12 protein-coding genes are annotated in these 16,139 nt (G+C 31.8%); 5 read left to right on the forward strand and 7 right to left on the reverse strand.

Going from position 1 to position 16,139, the window contains the following annotated elements; all coding sequences use genetic code 11:
- Positions 1 to 225: 225 nt before the first annotated feature.
- From LQ677_RS05715 to LQ677_RS05725, 3 genes are all read left to right on the forward strand, one after another.
- The gene (locus tag LQ677_RS05715; RefSeq protein WP_239748162.1) at positions 226 to 3,519 is read left to right on the forward strand and encodes a hypothetical protein; all 3,294 of its coding nucleotides are present in this window, start codon (positions 226 to 228) and stop codon (positions 3,517 to 3,519) included.
- A 7-nt stretch (positions 3,520 to 3,526) separates the two neighbouring features.
- Positions 3,527 to 4,120, forward strand: coding sequence for a hypothetical protein (locus LQ677_RS05720; RefSeq protein ID WP_204255530.1), 594 nt, complete (start codon positions 3,527 to 3,529; stop codon positions 4,118 to 4,120).
- 210 nt (positions 4,121 to 4,330) lie between these two features.
- Complete coding sequence (locus LQ677_RS05725; RefSeq protein ID WP_239748163.1) at positions 4,331 to 4,735, forward strand: hypothetical protein; 405 nt, start codon at positions 4,331 to 4,333, stop codon at positions 4,733 to 4,735.
- A 104-nt stretch (positions 4,736 to 4,839) separates the two neighbouring features.
- Here the strand turns inward: LQ677_RS05725 and LQ677_RS05730 are convergent, their stop codons facing one another.
- Positions 4,840 to 6,075, reverse strand: a complete 1,236-nt coding sequence (locus LQ677_RS05730) for an ammonium transporter (protein ID WP_239748164.1) — start codon at positions 6,073 to 6,075, stop codon at positions 4,840 to 4,842.
- A 117-nt stretch (positions 6,076 to 6,192) separates the two neighbouring features.
- Positions 6,193 to 7,383, reverse strand: coding sequence for a M20 family metallopeptidase (locus LQ677_RS05735; protein WP_025906878.1), 1,191 nt, complete (start codon positions 7,381 to 7,383; stop codon positions 6,193 to 6,195).
- A 164-nt stretch (positions 7,384 to 7,547) separates the two neighbouring features.
- On the opposite strand from LQ677_RS05735, the gene LQ677_RS05740 reads away from it, so the two are divergent.
- Both LQ677_RS05740 and LQ677_RS05745 read left to right on the forward strand, forming a co-directional pair.
- Positions 7,548 to 7,979: a MarR family winged helix-turn-helix transcriptional regulator gene (locus LQ677_RS05740; RefSeq protein WP_191836523.1), complete on the forward strand. Its 432-nt coding sequence runs from the start codon at positions 7,548 to 7,550 to the stop codon at positions 7,977 to 7,979.
- A complete protein-coding gene (locus LQ677_RS05745) occupies positions 7,979 to 9,175 on the forward strand; it encodes an MFS transporter (RefSeq protein WP_191836522.1) in 1,197 nt (398 codons plus the stop codon). Before LQ677_RS05740 ends, LQ677_RS05745 begins: the two co-directional genes overlap by 1 nt.
- Positions 9,176 to 9,733: 558 nt before the next feature.
- Here the strand turns inward: LQ677_RS05745 and LQ677_RS05750 are convergent.
- The 5 genes from LQ677_RS05750 to LQ677_RS05770 form a co-directional block, all read right to left on the reverse strand.
- Positions 9,734 to 11,206, reverse strand: coding sequence for a catalase (locus LQ677_RS05750; protein WP_239748165.1), 1,473 nt, complete (start codon positions 11,204 to 11,206; stop codon positions 9,734 to 9,736).
- Positions 11,207 to 11,531: 325 nt separating this feature from the next.
- Positions 11,532 to 11,993: an NUDIX domain-containing protein gene (locus LQ677_RS05755; protein WP_191836521.1), complete on the reverse strand. Its 462-nt coding sequence runs from the start codon at positions 11,991 to 11,993 to the stop codon at positions 11,532 to 11,534.
- 24 nt (positions 11,994 to 12,017) lie between these two features.
- A complete protein-coding gene (locus tag LQ677_RS05760; protein WP_191836520.1) occupies positions 12,018 to 12,950 on the reverse strand; it encodes a DMT family transporter in 933 nt (310 codons plus the stop codon).
- Positions 12,947 to 14,245, reverse strand: a complete 1,299-nt coding sequence (locus LQ677_RS05765; RefSeq protein WP_191836519.1) for a D-serine ammonia-lyase — start codon at positions 14,243 to 14,245, stop codon at positions 12,947 to 12,949. The genes LQ677_RS05760 and LQ677_RS05765 overlap by 4 nt, the downstream gene beginning before the upstream one ends.
- Positions 14,246 to 14,594: 349 nt before the next feature.
- Entirely contained in the window at positions 14,595 to 16,040 is a 1,446-nt protein-coding gene (locus tag LQ677_RS05770) for a carbon starvation CstA family protein (protein ID WP_191836518.1), read from the reverse strand.
- Positions 16,041 to 16,139: the final 99 nt, after the last annotated feature.

Genomic DNA, 16,139 nt, shown 5'->3' on the forward strand with positions numbered 1-16,139 from the left:
TAGCCATTAAACCCTATCCATCAACGTGATGGATAGGGTTTTTATATATTTGCTTGAAAATAGAAGATGGATTATATAATATAATATCGATATATAAATAAGCTTAATTCAAAAATAGACAAGGAGGAAATTAAATGTAGGAGAAAATTTAAGTTATTAGTATTATTGAAAATAGTAGAAAAACAGATGATTATTATAAGAAAAATTGAATAAAGGAATAGTGTAATGAAGACATGGAAATTAATTAGTATATTATTATTTATTGTTACTATGTTTATACTTAACCAATCGATTACATTCGCAACCGAAGTTATTAATAATTCTGAGGATTCAACAGTTCTTAGTAATAGTAAAGGTCAACCAATAGAAATTAATGAAAAAGTAGATACTATTACAGTAAAAAATATAGAATCAAATGATGATAAATCAGTCATAGCTTCAGAGGAAAATAATAATCCTACATACACTAAAAATCCAAGAATTGTAGATGTTGAAATTGAAGGAAAGGGAGACAAAAATAAATCTGGAATTTCATATTTCGATAATATTAAATTAAATATAACTGGTGAGAATTTAACAGATGATAATTTGTTAACAAAAGAAGGATTACATTGGTCAGATAAAACATATGTAGATATTATAACTGGTAAAGAGAAAGGTATTATTAATCATAGTGATACATTTGGTGGTCAAAATACTCCTAATGTTCCAGTTAAAGCTTATAGCTTGAATAATGGGGATAAAGGGAGAATTAATTTTGTTGGAACAACAAAATCAGGTATTAACTTAGATTTACTTTGGACTGTAAAGAATTCTGATAAGGAAGATTGGAAGAAAAACTCTGGATATAATAATGATAATAGAGTAAAAGGTTTAGCATTTACAGGTGAACAGTTTATTCCTAATACAAATGGGAACTCAATAGTAACATTATATAATGAAGCAAATAATCTAAGTTTATTTTATCAAATAGTGAAACATGGTACTTATGAGGAAAATCCTGTTCTTGTAAATTTTATATCAACTGATATTGATGCTGCTCAGGGAGTTGAAAGTAATTTATCTAATCTTGGGGAAGTAATTCCCGAAGATTCAAATCTCAAGGTTTCTAATAATATAATTTACGATGCAACTCCAGGTGTTGAAGGGTTGAATGGATCTATTGATTTACCTAAAGGTGGTTATTTGGGAGTAGGGTTTTTATCTAACTTTGATTATACATTTTATTCACCTGCGCCTATGCGGAGAAATGATTCCTATAACTATGCAATTGCTGTTAGATATGATATTTTTGGTAGCAGTTTACAGGTAAAAATGAATACAAAAATTAAACAAAAATACAGAGTTAATTATTTAAATATAAAAGGAGAAAAAATTTTATCATCAAAAACATATACAGGTTATAATAACAAAAATTATAAGATACCAGTGCCGAAAATAGATAAATATACGAAGTTATATTATAAAATTGATAATCAAAATAAAAATGATCAAGTTATTAACCTGTTTTATCAATTAAAACCCCAAATTATTTATAATTTTTATGATGAAAACGGTAATAAGATTAGAGCTTCTTTAAAATATACTTATGATAAAGGAGCTGAAATTAAATTTAATCCTCCAAATATAAAAGGATATATTAAACCTAAAATATTTAAGACAATTATCAATAAGGGTAGTACTTATAATTTTATTTATGTAAAAGAGAAAAATATTAAGAAGCATACTAAACCTTCAAACAAATTAAATAAAACTAATCAAAATAGAGAAAAGAATAAAAAAACAAAGAATACTAAAGCATTGCCTATAAAAAACATACCTACAAAATCAAAAAACAAACCTACAGCAAATGCGAAAACTAAAAATTTAAAAAGCAAGAATACTATAAGTAAGAAACCAAATAAATCTACGAAAGATATATATAGACCTCGTTACATTTCATACATTAAATCGCCGCAAAAACTAAAAATACCTAAGGCATATCAAAACTATCATAATAAAAATAATTCATTAAAAAGAATAAACAGTTTTACAAAATTTTCTGAACAAAAAAACTATATAACACACTCTAAAAAAATAAATAAAGAAAGACAACAGAATAAGTCAGGGTCACATATTGATTTACACAAATATAAAAAGAAAAACAAAAAAGATTGGTTTGCAATTAATACTGGCCTTAAAGGCCAAGAACAAATTGAATTCATAAGGTTCTTAAATGCACTAGCAGCAGAGGCGAATAAAAAGTATAAAGGTAATTTTAATGAAATAAACCATTATATAGCCAATGGATTAGCCTATCATAACTATAAAAATAATATTTTGCAAATTTCAGTTAATGATTTATGGAAAATAGATAAAAGTAAAGTGAAATATCCTAAAGCAAATTTTGAGATAGAATTTATAGAAGGAAAAAATAAAGTAATTAAAAGTGATAATCTTCTTCATCACATACATGTGTCGAAGAACTATGATATAGATTTTCCTCATATGGGTGCTACTTTGGGAAGTGTAGAAAAAAGCGTGTGGTATAAAGAACTTATAAAGAAAATAGCTAGTTTACCACTTGAAAAATATGATGGCATATCATCGGAAGATAAATTTTTCCAATTAAATGCGCTCACTGGTGACTTATTAACCAATATTAATAAAAAAGATGGGAATTCTGATATTGATGCAATGATTATGTACTATCATCCAAAATTTAAAGACTTACCCTTAAATGAGAGAATTATTAAATATTACAGTACAGAAAATTTAGATGTTGAAAGAAAAAAGTTCAAGAGTGAGGTTTTACCAATTATAGTTAAGAAAGATGTGAATAATAAATCGGGTTATTTATTTGTTGCATCTATTGCTACTTTAGGTGGGCTTATATTAGGTAGAAAATATATATATGAATTTATAAAATTTACACCTAAATTTTTTGTGGAAAAAGGAAAAAATATTATTGAAAGAACCAAAAAAAATATAAAAATAGTCAAAAAAATCATTGAAAATAAAGTGACTAGGAAATTAAAGAAGGTTAAAAGTAATGTTAAAAAGTATATTGTAAAAAAGATTGTTAAACCTATAAAAAGAAATTTAGTTTCAATTAGAAGAAAAATAAAGCAAAATGTTATGAAGCTATCTAAACGAATAATTTCGCCTATAAAAAGAATTATTAAGAGAAAAATTAATAATAGCCGCACTATTAAATATGTTGCTCGTAAAATGAAATCTATTCGAAGAGCCTTTAATAAAAGAATTTATATTCCTGCTAGGAAATTTGTTTCTAAAAGAATTTATATGCCTGCTAGGAAATTTGTTTCTAAAAGAATTTATATGCCTGCTAGGAAATTTATCTCTAAAAGAATTTATATGCCTGTTAGGAAATCTGTCTTTAAAAGAATTTATAGACCAGTGAAAACTATAGCGAACAGAACTAGAAGGTATTCAAGAAAAATATCAAATAGCATCAGTAAAAGTAAAAAATTTATAAGAAAAGGATTTAGAAAGTTAAAAAGATTATTTAGAAGGTGAGTAAGTCATGTGGAATAGCATAAAAAATTATAAAGTCTGGATATTATTTGCGTTTTATCTAAACTTGTTTAGGTTGACGTTAGTTGTATTAATACTCTCATTATATCTATATTTAAACTTCTCAAAGTATTCCGTTTATTATGCTAAACATATACCTCATGACAAAGGAAGAGACCCAGAAGTTGAAATGTTAATCAAAAATATAGCTAGAGCAGAAACACCAAAGATAGAGGGTGTAACTTATTCTCCGACGTGTATATATGGAATCGGTAATTGTTTAAAATATTCAGTAGATGGAATTAATAGTGAAGATACAAAAAATCCTGATCATCATCGTTCTGTAATTATGGGAGATTCCAAAAATGAAATTGAATATATAGAAAATTATGATATATATTTATTTAATGATAAATATAAATTAATTTCATTTATTGAAAAAAGAGGACTAGAAAAGCCTGTTTCAAATATTAATGAAATTGAAGTAAAAAAACAAATACGTTCAATTGTTCAACCTGTAATAAATGTTCAACCTAAGCCAAAGGTTAATTTACAATGGGTATTTAATTGGTGGTATAAAGACTATTTTAGGAATGAATATTAATGTTGGAAGTGAATATTTATGATAATATTTAAATTTATTAGACGTGTGATTTATAAAACGTTTGAGGTAACGGTTTTGTATCTTATACCTCTAATTGTAATATTACTAATTTCTAGACACCTTTTAATTAGCCATATGGAACACTATTCTGTATATTATTCTAAACATATTGATCATAGCCCTAATATAGATCCAGAAGTTATTATGGTTATGAAAAATTTAAATTCTATTGAAAAACCCAAAGATGATTCATTTGTATACCAATATAAAGATTCCTATTTAAATGATTACAGATATTATACTGTAAAAAAATTAAATAAAAAGAATCATTATGGAGAATTAGAGTCTTATATTGAATTTAATACTAAAAATGATAAATTTGAATATATAGACTTTGTAGATCATGCTAGAACTCAATATAGTTTTAATAATTCTTATAAAATAGAATATGTGTTGGAGAAGGATTTTAGTGATGTTAGTTTAAGAAAAGTGAATGAGAAGCGGGTTAAACAGGAGATGAGGGATATTCTTCAGCCTATTATAGATGTTCAACCTAAGCCAAAGGTTAATTTACAATGGGTATTTAATTGGATGTATGGTGATTATTTTAAATAATGTGGTTGGAGATGATATAAATATTATAAACAAAAACAAGCATATCACGTTATGACTGAATGGTTCAGTTAAGTGATATGCTTGTTTTTTTGTGCTATATATTTTTATGCTTTTTCTTGTTTGAGTTCGTATCCATATGCGGTTTCGCCATGGAAGACGGCATCTAAGCCTTCTAGTTCTGCTTTTTCGTCTGTTCTTAATGTTGTAAAGATACTGATGATTTTAGCGATGATGTATGTCATGATGCCACTAAATGCGATTGTTACGACGACGGCAACGATTTGTACGACTACTGGCATAATGCCACCACCAAAGAATACACCGTCTGCTATTGTTGAGTTGACGCTAGAATTTTGGAATAAACCTGTTCCTATTGCACCAACGACGCCTCCAAATCCATGTAATCCAAATGCATCTAATGCATCGTCATAGTTAAGTAATACTTTTAGATGCGTGATAACATAGTAACAAACGAATCCGCCTAATATTCCTAGAATCATTGCACTTCCGTAACCGACAAAACCTGCTGCTGGTGTAATCGTTACAAGTCCTGCTAACATTCCTGATAATGTTCCGATTAACGTAACTTTTTTCTTTTGAATATATTCAAAGATAGACCAACCGGCAATACCTGCACATGATGCTAATATTGTATTAACAAATGCGAGCATGGCAACTGAATCGAAAGTGAGTGCTGATCCTGTATTAAAGCCAAACCAACCGAACCATACGAGAATACCACCGATTAAAGTAATGACTAAATTATGTGGTGGTTTCTTATTGCTAGGTTTTCTAGAACCGAGTAGTAGGGCAAGTACGAGTCCAGAAACACCAGATGAAATATGGACTACTGTACCACCAGCAAAATCAATTGCACCAAGTTTGTGAATCCAGCCGCCACCCCATACCCAATGTGCTACTGGGCTATAAACTAGAATGACCCATAAACTCATAAAGATTAAAAATGGTCCGAATTTCATTCTTTCAGCTACTGAACCAGTAAGAATTGAAACGGCAATGGTACAAAATGTTAATTGGAAAAGCATAAATAATGCGAATGGAATGGTTTCACTAAAATTACCATTAGATGTGAATCCAACACCGTTTAATAATGCGTGTGAGAAATCACCTATCCATAAATTGTTACCGCCAAAACTAATAGAAAATCCTATTAATACCCATGTGAATGTTACAACAACAATTGCTGAAATACTGTGCATGGAAGTATTTAAAACATTTTTAGATTGAACTAATCCTCCGTAAAATAATGCTAATCCAGGTGTCATTAACCAAACTAACAACGTACAACCGAATAATAAAAGTGTATCTGTCTGACTCATCTTCCCTCAACTCCTTATTTTTTTAAAAGTATAAAATATAAAATAAGAAAAAAGAAATATGAGTCAGGTAAATTTACACTTGGTGTGATATTACTTAACATCTGTTAAGTAATTGGATTATTGAACACCTAAATAATCGAACGTAACAGCAGCGACTGATTTAGCTGCAATAAGTAGAGAACCTTCATCAATATCAAATTTAGGATGGTGATGAGGGAATGTTTCTTTATCTTTAGGACTTGCGCCTACATAGAAGAAGGTACAAGGCAATTCTTTTGCATAGTAAGCGAAATCTTCTGATGGTGGTTGTGGTTCGCAACGTTCAACACTTTTAACTTCAGGAATATTAGCCGCTTCAATTGCTTTCGCAACTTGTTTCGTTAATTCAGGATCATTATATAGAACCGGATAATCTCTCGTATATTCAAGTTCACATTGAACACCATACATAGATTCTAAACCTTTAGAAAGTCGTTTAACTTCTGATTCAATCAGTTGTAGAGTTTCTTCGTTCATACCTCTAACGTCACCTTCAAGCGTAACTTCATTTTTTATGATATTAAACTGTCCTTTACCATCAAATGAACCGATAGAAATAACGCCCATATCAAATGGATTTAATCTTCTTGAGACGATTGTTTGTACAGACATGACAAAGCTACTTGCTGCAACAATTGGGTCATTTGCTAAATGTGGTGAAGAACCATGACCACCACGTCCTGTTATTTTTAATTTAAAGATATTTCGACCTGATTGAACATTGCCTTCTCTATAATAAACGTGATCACTTTCAAGTGCGCTCATGACATGGACGCCGATAACATTATCAACACCATCAAGAATGCCATCTTTAATTAAGTATTGTGAACCACCAGGTGGCTTTTCTTCTGCAGGTTGGTGAATGATGACAATTTTACCTTTAAGTTGATCTTTCACTTCAATTAAAGTTTCAGCAAGCACCATCATATATGCAGTATGCGCGTCATGACCACAAGCATGCATGACACCTTCATTTTTAGAACTGAAAGGTAGGCCAGTATCTTCTTTTATTGGTAAAGCATCGAAATCAGCGCGTAACGCTAACGTCTTACCTGGTTTACCAGAATCAATGGTTACTTTAATACCGTAAATGCCTTCTCCTCCGATATGCGTTTGTAATGTGACATCCTTATCTTTATAAAAGTCAGCAATATACTGGGCTGTCTCTTTTTCTTCAAAAGATAACTCAGGATGCTCATGTAAGTATCTTCTGATTTCAATCATTTTGTTTTCTTTCTTAGATAATCTTTCATAGAAATCATTTAACATATCATGTTCCTCCTTATATTTGTTTAATTTTATTATAATAGAAATTTTTGAAAAATTGTTGTTAGAAGCGTAAATGGGTGTTGACATAACATGACAATGGGCGTAGAATGATTGAGTATTAGTTAGCAAAGCTAACTATATTTTTATGAGAAAAGGTGAAAACAATGAAGAACTTTTTATATTCCTATACAAATTTGTATCGACCATATATTCATCATATTAATGAAATATTGGCACCTTTTGATTTATATGCTGCGCAGTACAAAGTGTTACATGATATCGCATATAATCAACCAACCACACTTGTTCAAGTTTCTAAGCGTTCTTTTATTGAGAAACCTACAGCTCGTAAAATTATAAAAAAATTAATCGAACGGGAATTGATTCAAGCAGTTAATAGTAAAGAAGATAAAAGAGAAAAATTCCTTACATTAACTGAGCAAGGTCAAAATCAATTCGATGAAATTCATCATAGAATTGGTGTATTTCAAGAAAAATGTCTGCAAGCAGTTGGTGTCGATGAAGTAGAACTTAATAAGGCACAAGAGATTTTAGAGAATTTGAGAAGTTATTTAATAGAGGAGGAAACAGAGTAATGGACGACCAAATTAAGAAACCGATTTGGACAAAAGATTTTATATTTAATTTTGTTATTAGCTTTTTTATATTTTTATCAATGTACTTACTATTAGTAACAGTAGGTGGTTATAGTAAAGAAACGTTCGGTGTTTCAGACAGTATGGCTGGTCTAGCATCAGGTTTATTCATAGTTGGATCATTAGTAGGTAGATTTTTAACAGGTAAATATATCAATATAGTAGGTAGTAAGAAAGTGTTAGTCATCGGTGGTATTCTACTAGTTATCACAAACGGTTTATATCTTGTGACTGCATCATCATTCGTATTGTTATTAATCGTACGTATTCTAAATGGTATTGCAAGTGGGGTAGCAAGTACAGCTACAGGAACAATTGCAGCATTTATCACACCAGCACAACGTCGTAGTGAAGGTATCAGTATGTATAGTTTAAGTATGGTACTCGGTACAGCAATCGGACCATTTATAGGCTTATTACTATATCAACACATTCCAATGTCTGGACTATTTACAATTTGTACGATACTTATTGTTGTAGCATTTGTTATGTCACTATTCATGAAAGTTGAAACACCTGTTATGGCGAGTGTTAAAACAGAAGAGAAAAAAGGATTTAAACTTACTGATTTCTTCTCAGTACATGCCTTACCAATTGCAATCGTAGTTGTGATTGTTAGTATTGCATACTCATCAGTATTGTCATTTATTCAATTCTTCGCACAAGAAAATCATTTAGTAGATGCAGCAAGTTTCTTCTTTGTTGTATATGCAGTAGCAGTCTTAATTACAAGACCATTTACAGGAAGAATTATGGACCAACGCGGTGAGAATATCGTTACAATACCAGCATTTATATGTTTAATTCTTGGTTTATTCCTAATTAGTATTGCAAGCAATGGTGCGGTCTTATTAATCGCAGGTGCATTTATAGGATTAGGATTTGGTAACTTACAATCTATATTCCAAGCATTAGTCGTTAAAGTATCACCAGTAGAAGCGATGGGATTAGCAACATCAACATATTTCATCGGCTTAGACTTCGGATTAGGATTCGGACCATATGTATTAGGTAACTTCACACATTCAATCGGATATTCAGGATTATATCTAGCAATGTCTATCGTAGCCTTATTAGGATTAGTCGCATTCTATTTCTTACACATGATTAAAGCTAAAAAAGTAAGTCAATTATAATAAATGGAAGATTTGTTAGAGACATAATTCTGAGAAATGTCCGTAAGAGGTACTGTTAAGGACAGAATTCCGAGAAATGTCCGTAAGAGGCGTCGTTAGGGACAGAATTCCGAGAAATGTCCGTAAGAGGTGCTGTTAAGGACAGAATTCTGAGAAATGTCCCTTACTGAGTACCCTCTAATTACCACAATTCAAAATAATGGAAGTTAGCGCATTCTAATTACCACAATTCAGAAAAATGGAAGTTAGCGTATTCTAATTACCAGAATTCAGAAAAATGGAAGTTAGCGTATTCTAATTACCAGAATTCAGAAAAATGGAAGTTAGCGTATTCTAATTACCACAATTCGAAATAATGGAAGTTACAGCATTCTAATTACCAGAATTCATAATAATGGAAGTTAGCGCGTTCTAATTACCACAATTCAGAATAATGGTAGTAAGCGATACTCAATTACAAAACTTTATAATAATGTAGTCTGAGACACTGAGATGTCTCAGACACTATATAAAAAAATAGCGTATAGGACAGTCATTGTCCTATACGCTATTTATATATTATCCTTCTAAATCAACTGAGTTGATATCAATGCTTAATGCGTCTGCTACACCTTTACCGTAGTCTGGATCTGCTTTATAACAGTTACGGATGTGACGGTGTTTTACTTCGTCAGTAGTGCCTTGCATTTCGTTAGCTGTATTTTGGAAAATACGTTGTTGTTGCTCTGGTGATTGTAGACGGAATAATTTACCTGGTTGTTCATAGTAATTATCGTCATCTTCACGGAAGTCGTGTTCGTATAATTCACCTTCAAGTTCTAAACCTGGTTTTTTGTATTCTGGTTGTGATTGATGTGCTTCATAACTATTTGGATAGTAGTTAATGCCGCCACCTTGGTTACCATCTACTCTCATTTGTCCATCTCTTGAGAATGGGCAAACATTTGTTGCAGCTTTTGGTGAGTTTACTGGGATTTGCCAGTGGTTAACACCTAAGCGGTAACGTTGTGCATCTCCGTATGAGAATAAACGACCTTGTAACATTTTATCTGGAGAGAAGTCTATACCAGGGATGATGTTTGTTGGTGCAAATGCAGCTTGTTCAACATCTTGGAAATAGTTCTCTGGGTTACGGTTTAATTCGAATTCACCAACTGGAATTAATGGGTATTCGTCTTTGAACCAAACTTTAGTTAAGTCGAATGGGTTATCTTTATGATTTCTAGCTTGTTCTTCAGTCATAACTTGAATGTACATTTTCCATTTAGGGAAATTGCCTTCTTCAATCGCGTTGAATAAGTCTCTTTGACTTGATTCGCGGTCTTTAGCAATTACTTGTTCAGCTTCTTCTGCTGTGTAATTTTCAATACCTTGTTGTGTTCTGAAGTGGAATTTAACCCATACACGTTCACCTGCATCGTTGTACATTGAGTAAGTGTGTGAACCGAAACCGTGCATGTTACGGAATCCTTTTGGAATACCTCTGTCTGTCATTAAAATTGTAACTTGGTGTAAAGCTTCAGGTAATAATGTCCAGAAGTCCCAGTTTGATTGTGGGTTATGCATGTTTGTTTTAGGGTCACGTTTAACAACATGGTTTAAACTTGCAAATAATTTAGGATCACGGAAGAAGAATACAGGTGTGTTGTTACCAACTAAGTCCCAGTTACCTTCTTCAGTATAGAATTTAAGTGCGAAACCACGGATGTCACGTTCAGCATCTGCAGCACCACGTTCACCAGCAACTGTAGAGAAACGTGCAAACATTTCAGTTTGTTTACCAATTTCAGAGAATATTTTAGCATTTGTATATTGTGTTATATCATGTGTAACAGTAAAAGTACCGAACGCACCAGAACCTTTAGCATGCATACGACGCTCTGGAATCACTTCTCTGTCGAAATGTGCCATTTGTTCTAAGAAATAAATATCTTGCATAGCAAGTGGTCCGCGTTTACCAGCAGTTAATGAATTTTCACGATCTGATACTGGCGCACCAAAAAGTCCTGTAAGTTTTGATTTATTACTCATATCATAATCCTCCTCAAGAATTCTTAATTATAATAATTCTAATTTCATATTAATTATAATTTAAAGTAAGCAAAGTGACAAGTAAAAGAATAAATAATACAGAAAGAATTACGGTGCTACTTTGTTATATATTTAGATATAATAACCTAAAAGTGTAAAAACTAAACATTATATAGGGCTTTTTGACTAAATTTTACGGTTTGTACACAAATTGTTAATAGAATATATTTTATTTAAAATGAGAATTGGACAGATTAATTGATTATAAGAACTATAAATAATAAAAAAAGAACGCGTTTTTTCGCGTTCTTAATAGAAATAAATATTATTTAGGTAAATCTCTGTCAATAAATAGTGGCTCGACATCTACTTTTTTCAATATGATTTCTTTTGCTTTTTGAGGTAGCAGTTTAATTTCAGGAATTTCTGAGACTCTTAATGATACATATTTAACTTTTTGATCGAAGGGAATGGTCAAGTCTTCTATAGATTCATTAATTGTAGCATGGTAAATAAATAATATTTCGTGATAAGACGTACTTTCATATTCAAAGAAATTTTGAACTGTTGTTAAAAAGTAAATATCATCACATTCAATATTGAGTTCTTCTTTGATTTCACGTTTAATAGCTGAGTCTGAGCTTTCGAAATATTTAACTCTGCCACCAATTAATGCATAAAAATCGTGTTTTTTATCATAGTGAAAACAATAACCATGCTTATCTTTGATGATTGCGCCAACTCTAATGTTCAACATACCATCGCCTGATTTAAGAGAAAGATCCATCACAACGACCTCCTTAGTATTAAATTAGAATAATTTAAGAATGACAATGCCGACAAAGACTAATATCGCACCAATTAATCGTCTCGTTGTAATTTTAAATTTTGGTGTATTAAATAAACCGAAGTGATCAATTAAAAGTCCCATTAACATTTGTCCAAATATAACGACCATTAATGTAAGTGCTGCACCGAGTTCAGGCATAAGTAATATGTTCGTCGTAACAAATACAACACCTAATGCACCACCAATAAAGTAGATCGGTTTAATCGTACCTTGTTCAGGTTGATGGAAGCTAAAACGAATTCTACGAACAAGAATAAGTGAAAGAATGAATAAAGCGATTGTCCCAACTGCGAATGATATAAGTGCTGAAAAATAAAATGAATCTACTTCATATCTAAGTGCACTATTAATAGCTGTTTGAATAGGGGGAAGACAACCCGTCATAATACCGAGAATCATCCAATAATTAGTATAATTAGATTGCGTTGTAATAACACGTGATGATTTCTTTTTATAATTCATTAATAATATACCCAGTAACATCAGAATTACGCCAGAAATTCTGCCGATATTGATTGTATGAATGTCAGCATCAAATAATCCGAATTGGTCGATGATCAGTCCCATTATAATTTGACCGGAAACTGTCATCACGACTGTTAATGCTGCGCCAATTCTTGGAAGTAATAATAAATTACCTGTTAAAAAGACGACGCCTAATAGACCACCTGTAAACCAAACGTATGAAAAGTCTTGATTCATTATAAATGAAGGTGTTAATTTTTGTGGGTTCATAATGGTATTCACAATGATTAACACGATCGTTCCGATTAAGAATGAATAAAATGATGCAAGTATAGGTGATTTCGTGTAACTACCAAGTTTCGTGTTAATAGATGTTTGTAATGGTACACATAACCCTGCTAAAATGCCTAGAATAATTAATAAAATCAATCTTCATAACCCCTTTTTTCTATATCTACAGCTTCTTGATAATAAATCTTTTGTTCATTTTCTGGCACCATGTTACCGCCTGTTGACCAAACGAGGTGCGTGGCATTTTCGGAATCATAATTTAAATCATGAATATATTTTAAACCTTGGAAACCTGAAGTAGCAGAAGGTTCTATAAAGATATTCTCATGATCTTTTAATGTTTTTAAATAAAGATAAAGTTGATGGTCATTTACTGTACATGAACCAAATAATAATGAAGTCATAATGTTGCCGACTAATTTCGATGGACGACTAACTGCTAAACCATCTGCAATTGTTTTCCCGGATAAACCTATATCTTGAACGGAAATTTGATCATGTAGCTGTGAAATCATGCCTAAAGTCATACAAGGTGCTTCAGTAGGTTCGATAAAGATAGGATGTACATGATCGCCATAAATGAGTTTTAATCCAAATGCGACACCACCAGGACCACCGCCAACGCCACATGGTAAATAGACGTATAACGGATGCGCTTTATCTACATGAATATTTAAATCTTTCAATTGATGCTTAAGTCTTAGTGCGCTAACTGCATATCCTAAAAATAAATCTTTAGATGCTTCATCATCAACAAAGTGACAATAAGGATCATCTGCTGCAGCTTTACGACCTTCTTTTACAGCATAACCGTAATCTTGTACATGTTCTACGACTTCGACTCCTTTAGAACGGAGAAGGTCCTTTTTCCATGTCTTAGCATCTTGAGACATATGAACCGTTACTTTGAAACCTAATTTGGCACTCATAATACCGATGCTTAATCCTAAATTACCAGTAGAACCAACAGCAATTCTATATTTAGAGAAAATAGATTGATATTGTTCAGTAGCAAGAAGGCGGTAATCACTATTAATCGTAAAATCAGTTTCTTTCATAGCTGTTTCTTCAGCAAACTTTAGCACTTCATAAATGCCACCACGAGCTTTAATAGAACCAGAAATAGGTAAAGCATGGTCACCTTTAAGTAATAAACGTCCCTTTAAATGACTGAATCGTGCATTTTTAAAATGATCTAATGAAAAAATTTGAGATTCAATTTTTCCATTGTTTTGTTTCGTTTCAGGAAAGACTTCTTCAATATACGGTGCAAAACGAGCTAATCGTTGTTCAGCATCTAATACATCATCCATCGAAAATGGTAAATCAGTAGTCGTTAAATAGTCAGGATTTTTCCAAAAAACTTCTTCTCCATTTTTAATATTAGAAATAATAGTATACTTATCTTCTAATGATTTTATGTCTATAGACATGAATAATCTCTCCTTTTTAAAATATGATGTAATACAATAGTACAACTGTTTGGATATTATAGATAGATTGTGAGAATAAAAAATATATGATTATTTGTAATCTTTAACAATAATAGAAGGTTTAGAAGTTTTGGGAATTCCAAGTGTGACATGAATGTAGTGGGTCTGTTAATTACAAAAGTCGACGGAATTGTAAATAAGGGTGTCCATAGTAACAAAAGTCGTCGGAATTGTAACTACAGACGTCTATAATTACAAAATTCTACAGAATTGTAACTAAGAACCTCGCTATCATCACACCAACATACTCAAAAAAAGACTTCCGACGTATTATCGGAAGTCTCCATTTTTATGATATATATAAATCTCTTGTAGGTGTTGGGATTCTGCTTGGGTCTGCATGTTTAATAATTGCACGTACATATAATGAAGCGACAATTAGAAATACGATTGAACCGCCGATTACAGATGTTTGATATGGTAATGATAATCCTTCGGGTGCATATAATACATATACACTAATTGCAGCAGTCATGAATAATGCTGGTATTCCGGCTACTAGATGTTTTTTGCCATATCTTAATAAGTAACTTACACTTACCCACAACATAACGGTTGCGACGATTTGATTTGAGAATCCAACATATCTCCATAAGAATGAATAATCAATTGTTGATAGTAAGAAAGCTGGTAACCCTACCGCAAAGCTTGCTGCGATCATTAATACTTTTGGCTTAATTTTTACTTTATCTCTCATGAAATCTTCTATAATCATTCTTGAACTTCTAAGTGCAGTATCACCTGTTGTAATAGGTAGGATGATAACACCAAGTAGTGCAAGGATACTACCGAATGGTCCTAATAGTTCCATTGAGATTTGGTCAACGACACCAGCTGGACCGATTGATTGTAATTTTGCTGCTAATCCTTCAGTACCACCGAAGAATGTCATACCAGCTGCTGCCCAAATTAATGCAATAATACCTTCTGAAATCATTGCGCCATAAAAGACTTTTCTACCTTCTGATTCATTTTTAACTGTTCTTGAAATGATTGGACTTTGCGTACAATGGAAACCTGAAATGGCACCACAAGATATTGTCACCATAAGTAATGGCCAAACAGGTAGTTCTTTAGGATGCATATTATGAATTGTAATTTCAGGAATATGCTTACCACTGAATATTAAAGCAACGGCTACACTAACTGCCATAACGATTAAGATAACACCGAATATTGGATAAATACGTCCAATAATTTTATTGATAGGAAGTATAGCTGCTAGTATAAAGTATGTAAAAATGATAACTAATGCTACGAAGAACGATATAGGTGTCTTGCTTGATAATAATTGAGCTGGCCCAGCAACAAATGCAGCTGCAACAAGTACCATCAAGACGACAGAAACTACATCTGTAAACACTCTAATAACCTTACCTAAATAATGTTGTACAAGCATAGGGAACTGTGCACCGCCATGTCTCAAACTTAACATGCCTGAGAAATAGTCATGTACACCGCCAGCGACGATACAACCTACTACAATCCAGATAAATGCTACTGGTCCATATAAAGCACCAGCTACTGCACCAAAAATCGGCCCCAATCCAGCTATGTTGAGCAGCTGAATCATCCATCCTTTCCAAGCAGGCATAGGTACAAAATCCATATTATCTTGTTTACTATACGCAGGTGTTTGTTTATCCGGATGTATCTCGAATACGCGTTCAACATATTTACCGTAAAAGATATACCCCAAAATTAAAATAATAATACTAGAAATAAATGTAACCATTGTAAAACCTTCTTTCAAACTAAGAATATTCATAGATTAGCAAATATTTAACAGTGTATCAATAATATTTTTGAAATTTCTGAAAATTTATCAATATAG

The organism is Mammaliicoccus sp. Q-M61, assembly GCF_022386055.1.
Classification (GTDB): Bacteria; Bacillota; Bacilli; order Staphylococcales; family Staphylococcaceae; genus Mammaliicoccus; species Mammaliicoccus sciuri_A.